This is a genomic window from Spiroplasma citri, assembly GCF_001886855.1.
Taxonomy (GTDB): domain Bacteria; phylum Bacillota_I; class Bacilli_A; order Mycoplasmatales; family Mycoplasmataceae; genus Spiroplasma; species Spiroplasma citri.
Window position 1 is genome coordinate 358,033 of the sequence record NZ_CP013197.1, and the last position, 16,930, is coordinate 374,962.

The following is a 16,930-nucleotide window of genomic DNA, read 5'->3' on the forward strand; positions in this document are numbered from 1 at the left end:
AATGTATATAAAGTGTATATAATGATAGTAAGTATTAATGTTTGAAAAAGAAGGGATTTAAATGCGTAAAATTTTAACACTTTTAACAACATTTCTAATTACAAGTGCTTCGATAACTAGTGTTATATCATGCGGAACAATTTCTCCACCAAAAATTGCTGGAAGAGAAAATATTTCAACAGAATTCACTTTAACTAATAATGTTATTGTTACTGATGACAATATGACTGTAGAAGAATCAATATTTAATCAAGCAAAAAGTGAAGGAAGGATTTCTCAAGATTTATCCTTAGATTTTTTTGAAATTACTGATGCGGAAAATATGGTAAAACCAACTGCTGCTAATACGCCACAAACTGGAGATGTTGTTTTAACCGTTCGCCAAGATGAAGATATTCCATATATTGGTTCGATTACCATTCGTTTTACTTTAGTTAAAAAATTGTCAATGGACATTAGTCAAACTGTTAACTTAAAAAATGTGTGAGATGTAACAAAATATGAAAATGTTGAGGAATTATATAATGATATTTGGGAAAAGGCAGTTGGTAGTTTTAAACCAGAAACACCAATTGATATAGAAACTTATGATATCTCAGGTTTTGATTTACCAAGCGTTTATAACACAAAGTTACCTGTAACAATGTTTGCTGAATATAATGGAAAAGCAAATACGCCAACAAGTCTTTTTAGTGGAACAATTATTACATTCAACTTAAACATTATCAGTTATCGTGCTATGGTTAATTTGAAATTACAACAAAATAACTTAGATCCAACATTGTTATATGATTTAGTGTGAAAAGAAGTTAAACAACAATTTAGTGATGATCATGGAGTTTCAAGTGATTATAATGACTATCAAGTTGAATGAAGTGATATGATAGAACCAGATATTGGTGGCAACACACAATTGAATTTTTTAGCAACACCAAATAATGAAAACATTCATCATTATATGAGAGTTGAGGGGTTTATTTTTAAAGACCAAATTGAATTACCATCAACAATAGAATTATCAATTCCAATTGTTGTAACTCAACAAGAACGGCCAAATGTTGATAAAGATTGAATTTGAAAATTAGCAATGCGAAAAGTAAACATTAATGGTGGCCCAGCATTAACTAATTTTAATACAACAGATTGACAAACAATATTTAGTAAGAATTGACCTAATATTGGGCGAACAGAAACAGTTACTTTGCGTGCAGTTAATCGTAACACTGATCCAATGTTTAAAGGCGATGTTAAAATTACATTAAAATTAATTAATCAAGGTATTGATCCTGGTTTATTAGAATTAGACCCAATTTTATTAGTTAAAAGTGATAATCATACAACAGATTCAGTCTTACATTTAGTATGAGATAAACTTATTAATAATAAAGCATGAAATCCGCATTTATCACGTGATTTAGTGAATTTTAAGCCTGAAGACCTAGATAGATTAAGTAATGCTTTACGAGACGCTGAAAACAGTGAAGAATGAGAATCTTATGCAATTAATATTTCTGGAAAACAAGAGGATGCTGGTGGTGACTTTAAAATAACTGTTCACGGTAAAATTAAGATGGTTAATAAAGCGATAGAAAAAGATGCCATAATTGATTTATCCGATAAAACTTATAACTTTATGCCAAGAAAACAATTTGGTTCAGATAATCAAGTGTCTTATTTAGTTCATCAAATTTGAGGTGATATTATTAAAAATTCAATATTTACTGCTAACGATGAACAAACTTTTGGTCTTTCAAAAATTCAAACTGATTGAAATTACTTTGAACCAATTTATCAACAAATAGATGAAGCAATTAATAAATATGATGCAAATAGTAGTGGCGATAAAATTCCATTAGAGTTGAAGTTTTCATTTAGAAACAATGCTATTTATACAGGCCAAGTGACTGTTAAATTAAATTTAACAGCAAGTGAACCAATTAATCTTGATTTTAATTTAACAAGTTCAATGTTACCAATATTTATTCGTAGTTTACCAACACCATCAGAAGATAAAAAAGAATTGGTAAAAAATATGGTTAATACAATACTATATGATGGAATCATAAAAAATCCAGACTTAAAAGCACAACAACGAAATATTTTATGACAATTATTATCTTATGATACAACAACGAAAGAATTTATTGAACAATTTAATTTTCCAACAGAAAGTAATCCACAACGAGAATTAATTATTAACATTAAAACATCATATGGCCAATTCGTTAATGGTTCATTTATGTTAAAAATAAATTTAATTTATCAACCTTAAAACTCTTCAAAAAAGAAGAGTTTTTTTCCTTTTAATAAGGGGATAGTATTTTTAAAAGAAAATGCTATAATCATTGTAAAAGAGGGAGAAATTATTAAATTAGGTGGTATTGATGGAAAAAGCAACACAAGATTTTCAAAAAAATGATGTTCGGTTAACGAGAATGTATTTTACTACGCCAATGGAAATTATTGCTAGAATTATGATTTTAATAGGTCAAGCAGTTATGTTGGGAGTAATTATTATTGTATCAGCTTCTTTAGCAATGATTGCAACTAGTAAATTACCAATTCCTGCAGTTTTTAATAATTTTGGTTTAGCTGATGGTGTTTTTCGTGGTCTTACCATTGTTATTGCTTTGTTTGGAATTCTCTTTTCCTTAATTTTTGTAATTCCAACGTTAATTGTTCGTAATATTAAGCTTCTAAAGGTAACTGGAATTATTTTTAATACGGTTGGATGCATCTTTGTTTTTCTAATGTTAGGATTAAGCATTATTGCATATCTTTATATTCCTGTTCGATTAAATTTACCAGGGGTAATTATGGCTGAGATTTGTATGTTAACATTATTTTGAGGTAGTTTTTTATTATGATTATCAGCAATTCGTCAGCAAAAACGAATTAACCTTGCTGTTGCTGAAAGTTTAGATTTTAGTTCTAAATTAAAAATAGTTGAATAGGAAGGTGTTTTAATGAAAAAAACAAAAAATAGTAAAACAATAAATCAAGAACAATCAGCAAAAGTAGTGAAAACAATGCAGCTCATTGTTGATAATCGCCCGCCAGTGTTAAAAAATTTAGATAAAACTGTTATTGATAAAACAGTAAAATCATTAGGAGAATATGAATTAAATCGAAAACAGCAAATTCGGCCATTACCTTATCAATACAACCTTGAAGCAAGTAAATATTATTTCTCTACTAAGAGTGAAACAATAGCAAGAACTTTAATTGTCTTCTCACAATTATTATTAATTGTAGTTGCACTAATATATCTTCCAACATTAGGGCAAGTAGGAGAACAACTTATTATCTCTTTATTATCAAAATTTAAAACTCCATTTACTGAACAAATTGTAACAATTGGTCAACCAATTGTAATTGGAATAATTATTTTATTAGCTATTTTATGAATTGCAACATTCTTTTTTATCACAATTCCAATTTTAATTACCAAAACATTAAAAACTGTTAATATTTGAACAATTATTGTTAGTATTGTTGGTAATATTAATTGTTTTTCAGTTCTTGGGTTAGCCATTTTACAATTTGTTTATGTTAAGAATTCAGTTGCCGGATTAAATATTAATACATTTATATTACCGTCATTTGCGATTATTGCTTTTTGTTGTTTTATATTGGGTTGCTTATTTTTAAAAAGTGATCGCAAAAAATACCAAATAAACTTAGAAAATGAAATAGCAAATCAAATTAGGGCGCTGAGAGAGTAAGGAGAAAAACTATTATGTTAACAAAAATTAGTTCAAAACGAGACGAATTAGCATTGCAATGAAACACACGAATTGAAGTTGCAGCACGTTTATTAGTTCTTAGTTTTTCAATTTTAGGAACTTTTATGGGTTATTTTATTGGGGCTGGTTCTGCAATGGCTTATAATAATATTAAGAATCTAACGGGTGTTATTTCACATCGAACTTATGAATTACATTATATTATTGCTGGAATTGTTGGTTTTATTTGTGCTGTTTTTTTCTTTTGTTTTATTGGTTTACCATATTTAAAATTAAAAAAAGCAACTAGTTTTAAAAGCTGAATTATTATTTCAACTATTTTTGCAACAATATATTACACAACATGTTTTACTTTAGCAATAATTTTTATAAATATGTTTAATACTATTAATAATTATTTTATTGTTGGTTTTACTTTGCTTATTATTTGTCTGGTCGTAATTTTTTCGTCGTATTTTTCACTTTGACGTGAAATAAAAAAACAATGGATTTTACGAAAAAAAATTGAGTATTTAGCAGATGAAGAACAAATGAAAAAAGTAGAAACAAAATTAGCAACTTTAGAATTACAACGTGAACACCTTGTTGAATTAGAAACAATTAAATATAATAAAGAAAAGTATAGTTTAAATAATTTAAAGGAAAAAAAGAAACATATTTATGTTCAAAAGCCTGTTTTAGAAGAACAAGAACAAGAAGAAATTTAAAATCATCTAAACAAAAAAATATAATAAATAATTAGAGGAGACCCTATTAATGAATAAAGAAGATAACAATAATAATGTCGTGGAAGTAACAATTCAGCCTGTTCGGCGAAAAATTTCTCGGAAAACAAATTTAAATCTTTTTGCTATTATTGCAATAATAGCAATTATTGCTGGGCTAGGTGGAGTTATTTACTCAATTATTGCTGTTTCTTTTTATCATAATAAAAATCCATGAGCAAATGCTATTTTGCTAGATGATAAAATTACAAAGATGGTTAATTCACAATTATCAAAAACATTAGTTGATTCTAATGGAGTTGCAAAACCAGAGAATTTAACTAGTTATGTTCAGTTTAATGTCGGTGAAAAAGATGGAATTGATATTTATGCTAATTTAACTAATATTCAAATTATTCAAGATATTTTTGCAAAAAGTAATTGAATTGAAGATAATTTAAGTATTGTTGAAACAATGCTAAAGGGAACAGGTGCTAGTTTATCAGGAACCAAAGTAATTTATCAAAATAATATCTTGAATTTAGTTTTGCGACCAAAAATTTTATCTTATCCATATAATGATGGTGATGATAAATATGGTTTGGTAACAGTTGTTCCAGTGGATTCTCAACAAGGGCTCTTTACATATAAAGTTCGTTTTCTTTTGCAATTAATTGCGACTGATTTTGCTGGTTATTATATTGATTTAAAGAAAACATTTGATTATACATATGATACAGTAGAAGGAGTTTACCCAGTTGCTTTAACATTAAGTCAACTTTTAAATTTAATTAGCAATCAAAAAATTATTAATTTAGTGCAAAAATATAATATTAGACTAGACAGTGGTAATGAATTAATTTTAAATAGTCTTTTAAGTGAATATTATCCAATTGCAAAACCAGATAATAGTATTTTTATTAATGAAGAAATTGTAAATAAAGATGGTGTTTCTTTTGCACCAATTATTTGAACGCCATCTGCCAGTGACTTAACATTAAATATTAAGTATGATTTTAAAAAATTTAGTTCATTACAACAATTTGGCGCTAATCTTTTTAATTATCATGATAAAAATTACTCAGCAATTGCTAATATTTTTACTAAAATTGGAATTACAATGCCAACATTTGAAAATGTCAAAAATAGTTATGATTTATATGATCGAAACAGTGAAAATACTTTTCTTACTGATGCAATGATTGACCAACGAGTAAATTCTTATCGAGGATTTGTGAAAGAAATGGGCGTTGATTCTGATAATATTGCTGATAACTTTAATTATGTTACTAATGATAATAGCCAGTATGTTTGAGGTTCAGAACATCAAATTTTTTATAATGAAGTTAAAATTAAATTTTTAAATATTAATAACAATTTGGGAAATAATATTTATCGTAGTCCAACTAAAATTTACTATGACCAACAACGTTACACTAATACTTCAATTAATTTCCAAGATTTTGATTTAGCGGCAAATGTTAAAAATGTTATTGAAAAAGTTCAATATGATGATTCTGAATCAGAAATTGATCGCCGATTAACAAATCAAAGTGGAGTTATTAAAGCAAATTTAAAAGATTATTTATTAAAGCAATTAAATAATCCCGATATTAAAATTGACAATATTGTGAAAGAAATTACTGTTGGGGTTACACATAATGCTTCTACAATTGAAGAAACAGTTTTTGCAAAACAGGTACCTATTAATGAAACTTTGCGGGGGAATAATAATAAAGTATATCAAGATAAATTGTTAACCTTACCGAAAATTGACATCACAGTACGTTTTTCTTATGATGGCACTAACAGCAACACTTATAATTTATCTTATCAATATGATGTGGCGCCAAAAGTAGTTAAAGATTGACGTGGTGTTGATAAAAATAGTCTTAATGTTTTACAAGGTGATTTTAACTTTTCACGGAATTATACAACACTTGACAAAATAACAAGTTTAGAAAATGATTATCGTAAGGAAATAATTAGTGTTGCTAATATATGAGAAAATAATAATCCGATGGGAGCAGGGAATGGAGATAATAATTATCCCGTTGAATTTTCAAATTGAAATTCTTTTGCAATTAAGTTAAATCAAATTAATGTTGGACGAAATAATAACAATAATTTAAGAGTTGGGTCTTATAATGCTAGTGTAACAGCAACAAAAGAATCGTTAAATTATCAAGGAACATTTACAACTAATTTAATTTATGTAAAAGCAGCACCAATTGAGCATATTACAGTGCAGTCATTGTTTGCAAATAGTTCATGAACACAGCAACAAGCTTATCGACAAATTAAAACTAATATTTTAAATCAAGCTGCAAAGTATGGTTTAAATTTAACAGATCGTGATTTTAGTATTAGTGGTATTTCAGAAAATAATGTAGAAAAATTACCAGTTGGAAATAAAGAAATTATTATTACTGCTTTGGGAAATGATAATGTTGTAACTGGAACGGCAACTATTAATTTAATTGTAAATCCAGTTAATATTAGAAAATATGATAATGTTCTTAAACTAGGCTTTCAAAAAGTTAATCATTCAATTGGCGAGACAATTAACATTATTTTTGCGCAATTACAACAACCAATTAGGAAAGATGGGTATAACATTATAAATCCACGTCAATATTTTGATGTTATTATTTTAACTGAAAATAACCGTGAACTAAGTGCTAATGATATTTTTTTAGTAGAAGGTAAATATTGGTATTATATTAAAGTAACAAGTTTTGGAGCAAGATATTTTGATGGAACAATATCAAATAATTTAATTGTTAAAAAATAAGAAAAAAATAATTTAATTGCCTAAATTTAGGGAAAATGTTAAAATATTTACACAAATTAAAATAAAATAGGGTTAAATACCAGAGGGGGAATAAAATGTTTAAAAATAAGCCCACATATGGAAGTAAATTTCCAGATTTAGAGTTGCTTGATACTGAAGAAGAACGCCGAAAATATGAGGAAGAAGTTAAAGAATTATCTAAACAAGAGCAAAAACGTTTTAGTTATTTGTCGCCAACTCAGCATAATGATTTTTCACAACGACGAATGTTTTGGGATAGTCCACTTGAACGAGTAGGGCGAAGTTTTATCATTTTTGGACAGTTGATAGCAATTGTTTTAGCTTATTTTATTGGTCAAAAAGCAATTTTAGTTGCTTTAAGTAATTATCTTGATCCAAATATTAAAGTTTTTGCTGAGCTTTATGTTAAAGATCTTTTAAGTTATGGCTTCTTATTTCTTAGTTTATTATTTAGTTTATTATATTTTATTCCGATGGCAATGGCTCGAACTGCGGGTGCTATTTATGGATGAGGTATTGCATATATTATGTTAGCAATTTTATATTTTTTATTTGTTGAAATTTTATGTGCAATTTTATTGATTTTAGGAAGTATTAAAGGAAATCCGGCTGAACCAATTAATATTTGATTACTAGTTTTTATTGTTTTGGTTCTAATAATTACTTCCATTTGAATTATTGGAGCATGCCTCTTGATTGTTAAATCAGATGATGTTAAACGAAGAATTAATTTAGAAATTTAGGAGAAAAAAGAAAATGATGACACTTACAGAAAGATTAGAAGAATTAACAAAGCAACTACAGCAAAATGTTTATGAAAAAGAAGAAATTTTTAATTTAGCAATGTTAGCAATGCTAAGTGGTGAATCAATTTTTCTTTTAGGAAAACCCGGAATTGCTAAATCATTAGTTTCTCGTCGTTTAAAACATGCTTTTAAAAATGGTACTATTTTTGAATACTTAATGAATCGTTTTTCTACACCAGAAGAAATTTTTGGTCCAATTTCAATTGAAGATTTACAAAAAGGAGTATATAAACGTTTAATTGATAAATATTTACCAACCGCAGAAATTGTATTTTTAGATGAAATTTGAAAAGCAGGACCATCAATTCAAAATACTTTATTAACAATTATTAATGAAAAGATTTTTCGTAATGCTGGAGTAGATATTAAAGTACCAATGAAATTATTAATTTCCGCATCAAATGAATTGCCAGCAGAAGGGCAAGGCCTTGAAGCTTTATATGACCGCTTTATTATTCGTTATATTGCCCAAGGTTTAAAAGATGAGGAAAACTTTAATGAGATGATTGCTGGGGTAACTGAATTGGATGTAAAAGTTGATGAGGCTTTACAAATTACACATGAAGAATATGATGTGTGACGAAAAGAAATTAATAAGATTAAAATAACATCAGTAACCTTTGATTTCATTTCACGATTTCGAAAAGCAATGTATATTGCTACTGAAGGTGAATATTATATTTCCGATCGTCGTTGAAAGAAGATTGCTCATTTAATGAAAGCTTCAGCATTTTATAATGGTCGTGATACAGTTGACAAAGTTGATTGATTAGTAATTCCATATTGTATTTGAGATGATGAACAACAACAAGAAGAATATAATGCTATTTTTAATGAATTTTATTTAGATGCTTTAACATATGATGTTCGTGAAAAAAAGAATCGTTTAAGCAAAGAATTAGAAGAATTATCAGCTCAATATGAAGATATTCAAGAAGTTAATAGTCGTAAAAGTGAATATTTAGATGTTTTTGATGGAAAATTACAAGGAACATTTCATCGAATTTTTTGAAAAAATCAACAATATCCAATTTGTTTTATCCGTGTTGAGGATTTCATTGATGCTCGTCATAATAAAACACAACCAACTTTAATTGAATTATATTATGGCGAAGATTTAGATAATATGGCAGATGTTTTACAAACAGAGATTAGTTATGTTAATGATAGTACTTTTAAAATTATTAAAACAAATGAAGAAATTAAAATTGAAATTAAGAATTCAAAAGTGGATAATAATTCAAAAGTGGAAAAAAGAATTTTAGCTATTGAACGGGAAATTGATAGTTTAACAACTGCTTTTCCTGATGAAAAGGAACGATTATTATCTTTAAATTGTCTCTTTTTTAAAGAACGTTTTACGTTAGCAGTTAACAATGCTTTTAGTGATAGTAAATTAAATTTTAATGAAGATGGGTTAGAATTAGAACATTTTTCAATCCCAGAACAAAAAATAAGTAATAATAATTTTGAACAATCAACAAAAAATTAAGTGGATAAAACAAGGGAGGATTTAACATGAATCCATATTTAGAACAAAAAGCGGGAGTTCAATTAGCTAATAAGTTAACAGCATTAAAAAATAGGGATTTAGTTAATCCAAAGTTTGCTCTGATGAAAACAACAAATCGTTGATTAAGTGAAATGTTTGATCAAGCTGTTAATAATTTTTATGATCACCAAATTGAAAATGAAATTATGAAAATTAAGTTAGACTCAAATATTGAAAAAGAAATTTATTTGTTTCATTGAATTAAAGTTAATGGTTATGATGGTTTAAAAAAGAATTATGCTTCAACACAAGACTTTTTATTTAAAGTTAATTCACCATTTTATGATCGGCTAAATTATTATCGCTATGAATTTAATAAAAAACAAAATAATAATACAAATATGTTATTTCGTGATTTTATTGGAATTTGAGAATCAATTTTAATTAAAAGAATTAATGATTATCGTTTTGCAAAAATTGAAGAATTAAGAACAAAGTTTATGCAAGATTTATATAATAAAGTGGAAATATATAATAAAGCTAATAGTTTATTAAAAACAGTATGAAATTTTTTTGGTAAAATATGAAATCCAACAGAACTAAAAAAAGGTGTTAATATGTCAGCCATTGATAAGTTTGCAAAATTTTTAGAAACTAATCCAGCAATTATGGAAATTGCAACATTATTAGGACGTTTCCAAGGTGAAAGTAATTTAATTGAACAACGCATTTTAGAAGAAATTGTGATGGATTATGAATGAAAACCAATTGGCTCTTCACCAGAAGAAATTATTGGGGCAACTGAGTCAAAGGATTTAGAACATATGTTCGCAGCCGAATTAGTTTTATTAAAAGATCCAGTTTTAAAATATATTTTTTATAAAAAATATATTGAGGGAAAATTAACAACATTTGAATTTTTATCACAAGATAAAGTTCCTAAAGAACAAATTAAATTACGGACAATTGAAACATATGTTCCCGAAGAAAAAGGACCAATCATTTTATCAATTGATACTTCTTCTTCAATGCGAGGTAGTCCTGAACAAATTGCCAAAGCACTTGCTTTAGCAATTGCAAAAATTGCTTTAGGAGAACATCGTCCTTGCTATATGATTAATTTTTCTAAAAGTTTAGATGTCTATAATTTATCTTCTTTAAAAGATTCACTCCCAAAATTAATTGAATTTTTATCAAAAAGTTTTGCTGGAGATACCAATGTTGAACCAGCTTTAGAACATACCTTAACAGTAATGGATAGTAATGAATATTTTAATGCTGATTTATTATTAATTAGTGACTTTTTAACTTCTGATTTATCACCTGAATTAATAACAAAAATAAATTTATTAAAACAACGTCGGAATCGATTTCATGCTATTGTAATTGGCACAATGGGAGCAGAAAATGTAGAAACAATTTTTAACAATGCTTGAATTTATGACCCACGTGATCCATTTGCTTCAGAACTAATTATTGCCTCGTTAACAGGCCAAATTGTAAAGAAATATGATAAAGTTTCTGGGGCAAAAGCAATTTTAGGACGAATGATAACTGCAAAGGAGATTAGCAAAAATGTTAAGTAAGGATACTTTTAATTATTTGTTAGAAAATCAAAAAAATTAGATGAGCACATTTTAACAAAATTTAAATTAAATGATGATGAAACATTTGAGAAAAGAATTTTAGCTTTCTTAGTTGAATTAGCAGAATTTATTAATGAACAACGTGATTTTAAATATTGAAGTGTTAAACCAGCTTCAACAAAAGATGTTTTATAGAAGAATATATTGATGGAATTCATTTTTTGATTAGTATTGGTAATAGTTTAGGAGTTGATTTTAAAACATATCAATATTGTAATGAATGTTGTAAGGAAAATATTAATTTGACGAAACTTTATTTAGATTGTTTTGCTGTTGCGACAGAACTAATTAAAATCAGACACCAGAAATTTATTTTAAAGTTTTAAATCAGTATTTAATAATTGCTGAACAGTTAAAATTTACTGAAGATGATTTACTTATCGCTTATAATAAAAAAAATAAAATCAATTTTACTCGTCAACAAAATAATTATTAAAAAAATGTTTTATAATTTTTTATAAAACATTTTTTTAATTCGTATCAAGACTACTTTTACGATTTTCCTTAAATTCTTCTAATGTTTTAATAAAAATTGCCGCCGTTGGACACACCATTTGTGCTTCCACTAATTCCTTTTCATTATCAATTGTATTTGCGAAACCATCATCATCCATAAAAAATGTTTCGGTTTCATCAATCATAATACAGCTTCCACAAGAAATGCATAAGTCAGTATTTACATATGTTCTTTTTTTTGATATATCACGATTTGCCATATTTATCACTCCATTATTTATTTACTATAATAATAACAAAAATTTTAATAATAATATATAATTTTAATGTAGTTTAAAAAAGTTGGAGGTTTAACATGGAAACTAGAATGGAGAAATTTGCCCAGCTACGTGAAATGATTAAGAAAGAGATTGAGATTGATCAAGAAATTAATCAAACAAGTCAGGTCATTAATAGTTATATGGCGAAATTAAACGCTATTGATGATAATTTTTTTGGTGGTGTTAAATCAAATTTTGAACAAGAATTTAGTTGAGAAAAAGTGTATTTGGATAAAAACCCAGATGAACAACCATATCCATCTGATTTTAAATATGATTTACAACAGTTGCTAGAACAAGTTGTTAATACAACCAAAGCAACAATTCAAACTAATCAAAAAAATGACCAAGATGCCGGTGATATTATGCATAATATTTTAATTGCTGAAACATTGTTAAACAAACCAACATATCAAAAATATCAAGCAATTTTAGAAAGTATTTTAGCAGAAAAAATTATTTATCATCGTGTAAGTGATAAAATTAAAGCAGAAAATAGTAATTTTAAAATTAATTCAGCTAATATTGAATTTAGTACAATTGCACATATGCGTAAAAATGACCAACGGTCAACAGCAGAAATGCTAAAAGAATCAAGTGCTCTTTTAGAAGAAAAGCATAATAATGTGTTAGTTGTTTATCGAAAGATAAAACCAGGTTATAAAATGTTATTTAGTACTATGGTTTTGCTTGTTGTTTTATTGGCTATTTGTTTAGTTTTAATCTTTATGTTATAGAAAATAGGAGTAGATGATGAAAATAAATATTGCGATTGATGGCCCGGCTGGTAGTGGAAAATCTTCTGCTGGTTATGAATTGGCCAAAAAACTAAATTATCAGTTTATTGATACTGGTCTAACTTATCGTGCTTTTACTTATTTTTGTGTAAAAGTTGGAGTTGATTTTACAAATCATCATCAGTTGCAAGCACAATTAGCAAACTTTAAATATCAAGTAATTAATAACCATGTTTATGTTAATAATGAAGATATTACTTATAAGTTGCAAACTAATCTTGTTCTTGATAATATTAACAAAATTACTGGACTTGATTTTATTCGAGCAGCAATGGTTTGTTTACAACGAAAATTAGTGGTTAAAAAAGGTAATGTTGTTGTTGGGCGAGACATTACTACTGTTGTTCTCCCTGATGCGGAAGTGAAAATTTACTTAACAGCTAGTATTACAGCACGAGCTAACCGTCGATGAAATCAAAATCAAGAAAACAATATTGTTCCAAATAATTTAGCAGAAATTAAAGTCAAATTAAAAGAACGAGATTATGTTGATACAACACGAGCGGTAGGACCATTAAAAATTGCTCCTGATGCGGTTGTTGTGGATAGTAGTAAGTTAACATTTGAACAAACAGTAACTAAGATTTATCAAGTAATATGTAATTATAAGAAAGCAGGAAAATAAATGGCACAAAAAGGAACTGTTGCAATTGTAGGGCGGCCAAATGTTGGGAAATCAACATTATTTAATCGTATTATTAAAAATCGTCTTGCAATTGTTGAAGATACTCCTGGCGTAACACGTGATCGAATTTATGCTTTTTCAGAATGATTAACAAGGGAATTTTTAATAATTGATACGGGTGGAATTACATTAAATAATACGGCAATGTTTGCCCAAGAGATTAAAATGCAAGCAGAAATTGCAATTGCAGAAGCCGATATTATTATTTTTGTTTTATCGTACAAAGAAGGAATTACTCCAGATGATGAAATGGTTGCAAAAATATTATATCGTTCTAAAAAACCGGTTCTTTTAGTTATTAATAAATATGATAAACAAGAAAAAGAAAGTGAATTATTTGAATATATGACATTAGGATTTGGTGAGCCAATTGCTGTATCTGCTACGCATGGGATTGGCATTGGTGATTTATTAGATCAAGTAATTTCTTATTTAGATCAAATTCCAATTCAGCCAAAAACAGAAGGAATTCATTTTTCTTTAATTGGAAAACCAAATGTTGGGAAATCTTCGTTAACAAATGCAATTTTAGGTGAAGAACGAGTTATTGTATCACCAATTGCAGGGACAACAACAGATTCAATTGATACATCGTTTAAACGTAATAATCAACTTTATACTGTGATTGATACAGCTGGGATTCGACGAAAAGGGAAAGTTTATGAGAAATTAGAAAAATATAGTGTTCTTCGTGCTGTTAGTGCAATTAAACGAAGTGATCTTGTTTTATTGATTATTGATGGAACAGTTCCTATTACTGACCAAGATACAAATATTGCTGGAATTACATTTGAACAAAATAAACCAATTATTTTAGTAGTTAATAAGTGAGATGCAGTGATGGAAAAAGATGAACGGTCAATGAAAAAAATTGAGCAAAGTATTCGTGGATATTTTAAATATCTAAATTATGCAAAAATGGTTTTTGTTTCTGCTTTAGAAAAAAAACGATTACATATTTTATTTCAAACAATTGATGAAGTTTATGCTGGTTTAACCCAACGAGTAAAAACTAGTATTTTAAATGAAATTTTAGTAAAAGCACAATTGTTAAATCCACCGCCAGATTTTAATGGTGGTCGTTTAAAAATTTATTATGCTACCCAACCCGAAGGTATTATTCCGACTTTTATTATGTTTTGTAATAATCCAAAATATCTTCATTTTTCTTATAAAAGATTTCTTGAGAATCAACTTCGAGAATATTTTGGATTTGAGGGAGTACCAATTAAAATATTATTTAGAGAAAGAAAGTAACGAGGGAAATTATGATGAAAAAAACACAAAAAAATATTACTATTATTGGAACAGGAGCATATGGGACAGTTTTAGCAAATGTTTTGACAGATAATGATCATAACGTTATTATGTATGGAATTAATAATAAAGAAGTTGATGATATTAATAATGCACATTTAAATCGTCATTTTTTTGGTAATTTAAAAATTAATAAAGAAATTAAAGCTACAACAAATTTTGCTGAAGCAGTTGAAGATGCTGAATATATTATTTTAGGAATCCCTGTTGTTGCTATTAAATTAATTATTGAAAAGATTAATAAAACAGTAACTAAACCAGTTGTTATCATTAATGTTGCTAAAGGATTAGACCCTGACACGCATGAAGTTTTATCAAAATCAATTATAAAATTAGTGAATCCAAAAATTTTAAAAGAATATGCTGGTATTTATGGTCCAAGTATTGCAAAAGAAGTTTTACAACGAAAACCAACATGTATTATGGCGGTTTCACAGGATTTTGCAATTGCACAAGAAGTTCGTGAATTATTTAACAATGAATATTTTGTTACTTTTGCTAATACGGATGTTATTGGTACTGAATATGCTGTTGCTTTGAAAAATGCATTAGCAATTGCCTCAGGAATATTTAATGGTCTTTATGAATCAGATAACGCTAAAGCATCATTAATTACGATGGGATTAAATGAGATTCAACTTTTTGCCAAAACAAAAGGAGCTCAAATTGAAACTTTTTTTAACTTTGCGGGATTAGCTGATTTAATTTTAACAGCTACCTCAAGCAAATCAAGAAATTATTCTCTTGGTTTTGAAATTGCTCAAGTTGATAATGCTCAAAAAGTTTTATCAGAGCAGGTAAAAACAGTAGAAGGCGTTTTAACTTGTAAAACAATTGTGTTAGATGCGCGAGCAAATAATATTACTCTACCTCTATTTGAAGCTTTATATGATATTTTATATCATAATAAACGGCCAAGTGTAATTATTAATAATGTTTTTACAAAAGCAATATTGTCCTAAAAATGCCACTATTTTATGTTATAATTACTACACAAAGTATATAAAAATAAAGAGTATGTAATTATTGATGAAATGGAAGGGCACAAAATGAATTTTAAACATTCTTTTAACAATGATTCGGGGAACAGACCAGAAAGTAATCAACAACAAGTTTCTCTTAACCAGGGAAATAATTTTAGTCTTTCACAACAACAGTATCAACAACAGAATGGTAATAAGCAAAATTATAATCCGCTTAGTACTAACCAAGGGGCTCAACCATCACAACAATATCAACAACAAAATTTAATGCAACGTCCACCTCAGAATATTGGACCACAGCAATTTAATCAACAATCAAATCTTGGCTCACAATATCAACAACAGAATGGTAATAAGCAAAATTATAATCCGCTTAGTACTAACCAAGGGGCTCAACCATCACAACAATATCAACAACAAAATTTAATGCAACGTCCACCTCAGAATATTGGACCACAGCAATTTAATCAACAATCAAATCTTGGCTCACAATATCAACAACAGAATGGTAATAAGCAAAATTATAATCCGCTTAGTACTAACCAAGGGGCTCAACCATCACAACAATATCAACAACAAAATGTGAATCAACAATATTCTCCTAATGCTAATAATTGAGGACAACAAAATAGTCAACCAATAAATACGATGCAGGAAAATCCACAACAATTATCGGGGCAAGGAACCCAACCGCAAACAATTGCTGAATGAATTGCCAATAGGCAAAATAGTACCTTAATGAAACCATCAGATTTCTTAAATGCACCAATTGATCCAAACATTAAAGTTGGTCTTGGTAAAAATATGAATATTGGGGTATCAGGGTCATCTGATTTATTTGATGATAAGCAGCAAAAAGGAACCAATAGCAAAAAATATCAATCAAATATTGAAAAAATTCAATGTCAATGTAAAAATTGTGTAAAGAAAGCACGCCCCTGATTAACTGTTTTTATTACTATATTAATTGTTTTAGCTATTTTAGGTGGTTGTGTTGGGGCTATTTATGGTTTTTACCCTCAACTGAGAGATTGATTATTGAAAGATGAAGTAGCAACTGAAAATGCAGTTGCTTAGGGGATAATTCTTTTTTATGATTTAACTTTTAAAACATATTTAAAAATATGGTTTTTTCTTTTACAATATAATTATGAGATTTTAAT

General features: G+C 27.6%; 17 protein-coding genes. 16 read left to right on the forward strand and 1 reads right to left on the reverse strand.

What is annotated here, in order from left to right; translation table 4 throughout:
• The first annotated feature begins 61 nt into the window (after positions 1 to 61).
• The 11 genes from SCITRI_RS01960 (at position 62) to SCITRI_RS12030 (ending at position 11,645) form a co-directional block, all read left to right on the forward strand.
• A complete protein-coding gene (locus tag SCITRI_RS01960) occupies positions 62 to 2,272 on the forward strand; it encodes a hypothetical protein (RefSeq protein WP_071937006.1) in 2,211 nt (736 codons plus the stop codon).
• 112 nt (positions 2,273 to 2,384) lie between these two features.
• Positions 2,385 to 2,954: a hypothetical protein gene (locus SCITRI_RS01965; protein ID WP_071937007.1), complete on the forward strand. Its 570-nt coding sequence runs from the start codon at positions 2,385 to 2,387 to the stop codon at positions 2,952 to 2,954.
• Between the two features lie 12 nt (positions 2,955 to 2,966).
• Positions 2,967 to 3,725 carry a hypothetical protein gene (locus SCITRI_RS01970; RefSeq protein WP_071937008.1) on the forward strand — a complete coding sequence of 253 codons (759 nt, stop codon included), beginning with the start codon at positions 2,967 to 2,969 and terminating at the stop codon, positions 3,723 to 3,725.
• 14 nt (positions 3,726 to 3,739) lie between these two features.
• Positions 3,740 to 4,453, forward strand: a complete 714-nt coding sequence (locus SCITRI_RS01975) for a hypothetical protein (protein ID WP_071937009.1) — start codon at positions 3,740 to 3,742, stop codon at positions 4,451 to 4,453.
• A gap of 49 nt (positions 4,454 to 4,502) precedes the next feature.
• The gene (locus SCITRI_RS01980; protein WP_071937010.1) at positions 4,503 to 7,244 is read left to right on the forward strand and encodes a hypothetical protein; all 2,742 of its coding nucleotides are present in this window, start codon (positions 4,503 to 4,505) and stop codon (positions 7,242 to 7,244) included.
• A gap of 95 nt (positions 7,245 to 7,339) precedes the next feature.
• Positions 7,340 to 8,008, forward strand: a complete 669-nt coding sequence (locus SCITRI_RS01985) for a hypothetical protein (RefSeq protein ID WP_004028503.1) — start codon at positions 7,340 to 7,342, stop codon at positions 8,006 to 8,008.
• 13 nt (positions 8,009 to 8,021) lie between these two features.
• Positions 8,022 to 9,563 carry an AAA family ATPase gene (locus SCITRI_RS01990; RefSeq protein ID WP_071937011.1) on the forward strand — a complete coding sequence of 514 codons (1,542 nt, stop codon included), beginning with the start codon at positions 8,022 to 8,024 and terminating at the stop codon, positions 9,561 to 9,563.
• A gap of 26 nt (positions 9,564 to 9,589) precedes the next feature.
• Positions 9,590 to 11,149, forward strand: coding sequence for a VWA domain-containing protein (locus SCITRI_RS01995; RefSeq protein WP_071937012.1), 1,560 nt, complete (start codon positions 9,590 to 9,592; stop codon positions 11,147 to 11,149).
• 66 nt (positions 11,150 to 11,215) lie between these two features.
• The gene (locus SCITRI_RS12025) at positions 11,216 to 11,344 is read left to right on the forward strand and encodes a dUTP diphosphatase (protein ID WP_250638254.1); all 129 of its coding nucleotides are present in this window, start codon (positions 11,216 to 11,218) and stop codon (positions 11,342 to 11,344) included.
• 26 nt (positions 11,345 to 11,370) lie between these two features.
• On the forward strand, positions 11,371 to 11,535 hold the full coding sequence (locus SCITRI_RS11095) for a hypothetical protein (RefSeq protein ID WP_237238026.1): 165 nt from the start codon (positions 11,371 to 11,373) through the stop codon (positions 11,533 to 11,535).
• A 26-nt stretch (positions 11,536 to 11,561) separates the two neighbouring features.
• Positions 11,562 to 11,645 (forward strand): dUTP diphosphatase, encoded by an 84-nt coding sequence (locus SCITRI_RS12030; protein ID WP_250638255.1) that lies wholly within the window; start codon positions 11,562 to 11,564, stop codon positions 11,643 to 11,645.
• 34 nt (positions 11,646 to 11,679) lie between these two features.
• Here the strand turns inward: SCITRI_RS12030 and SCITRI_RS02005 are convergent, their stop codons facing one another.
• Complete coding sequence (locus SCITRI_RS02005) at positions 11,680 to 11,925, reverse strand: ferredoxin (protein ID WP_071937013.1); 246 nt, start codon at positions 11,923 to 11,925, stop codon at positions 11,680 to 11,682.
• Between the two features lie 95 nt (positions 11,926 to 12,020).
• Between SCITRI_RS02005 and SCITRI_RS02010 the strand changes: the two genes are divergently transcribed.
• The 5 genes from SCITRI_RS02010 (at position 12,021) to SCITRI_RS02030 (ending at position 16,844) form a co-directional block, all read left to right on the forward strand.
• Positions 12,021 to 12,722, forward strand: coding sequence for a hypothetical protein (locus tag SCITRI_RS02010; protein ID WP_071937014.1), 702 nt, complete (start codon positions 12,021 to 12,023; stop codon positions 12,720 to 12,722).
• Between the two features lie 13 nt (positions 12,723 to 12,735).
• Positions 12,736 to 13,407, forward strand: coding sequence for a (d)CMP kinase (gene cmk / locus SCITRI_RS02015; protein WP_237238027.1), 672 nt, complete (start codon positions 12,736 to 12,738; stop codon positions 13,405 to 13,407).
• Positions 13,408 to 14,724, forward strand: coding sequence for a ribosome biogenesis GTPase Der (gene der / locus SCITRI_RS02020; protein WP_071937016.1), 1,317 nt, complete (start codon positions 13,408 to 13,410; stop codon positions 14,722 to 14,724).
• An 11-nt stretch (positions 14,725 to 14,735) separates the two neighbouring features.
• A complete protein-coding gene (locus SCITRI_RS02025; protein ID WP_071937017.1) occupies positions 14,736 to 15,746 on the forward strand; it encodes an NAD(P)H-dependent glycerol-3-phosphate dehydrogenase in 1,011 nt (336 codons plus the stop codon).
• Between the two features lie 87 nt (positions 15,747 to 15,833).
• Entirely contained in the window at positions 15,834 to 16,844 is a 1,011-nt protein-coding gene (locus SCITRI_RS02030) for a hypothetical protein (RefSeq protein ID WP_071937018.1), read from the forward strand.
• Positions 16,845 to 16,930: the final 86 nt, after the last annotated feature.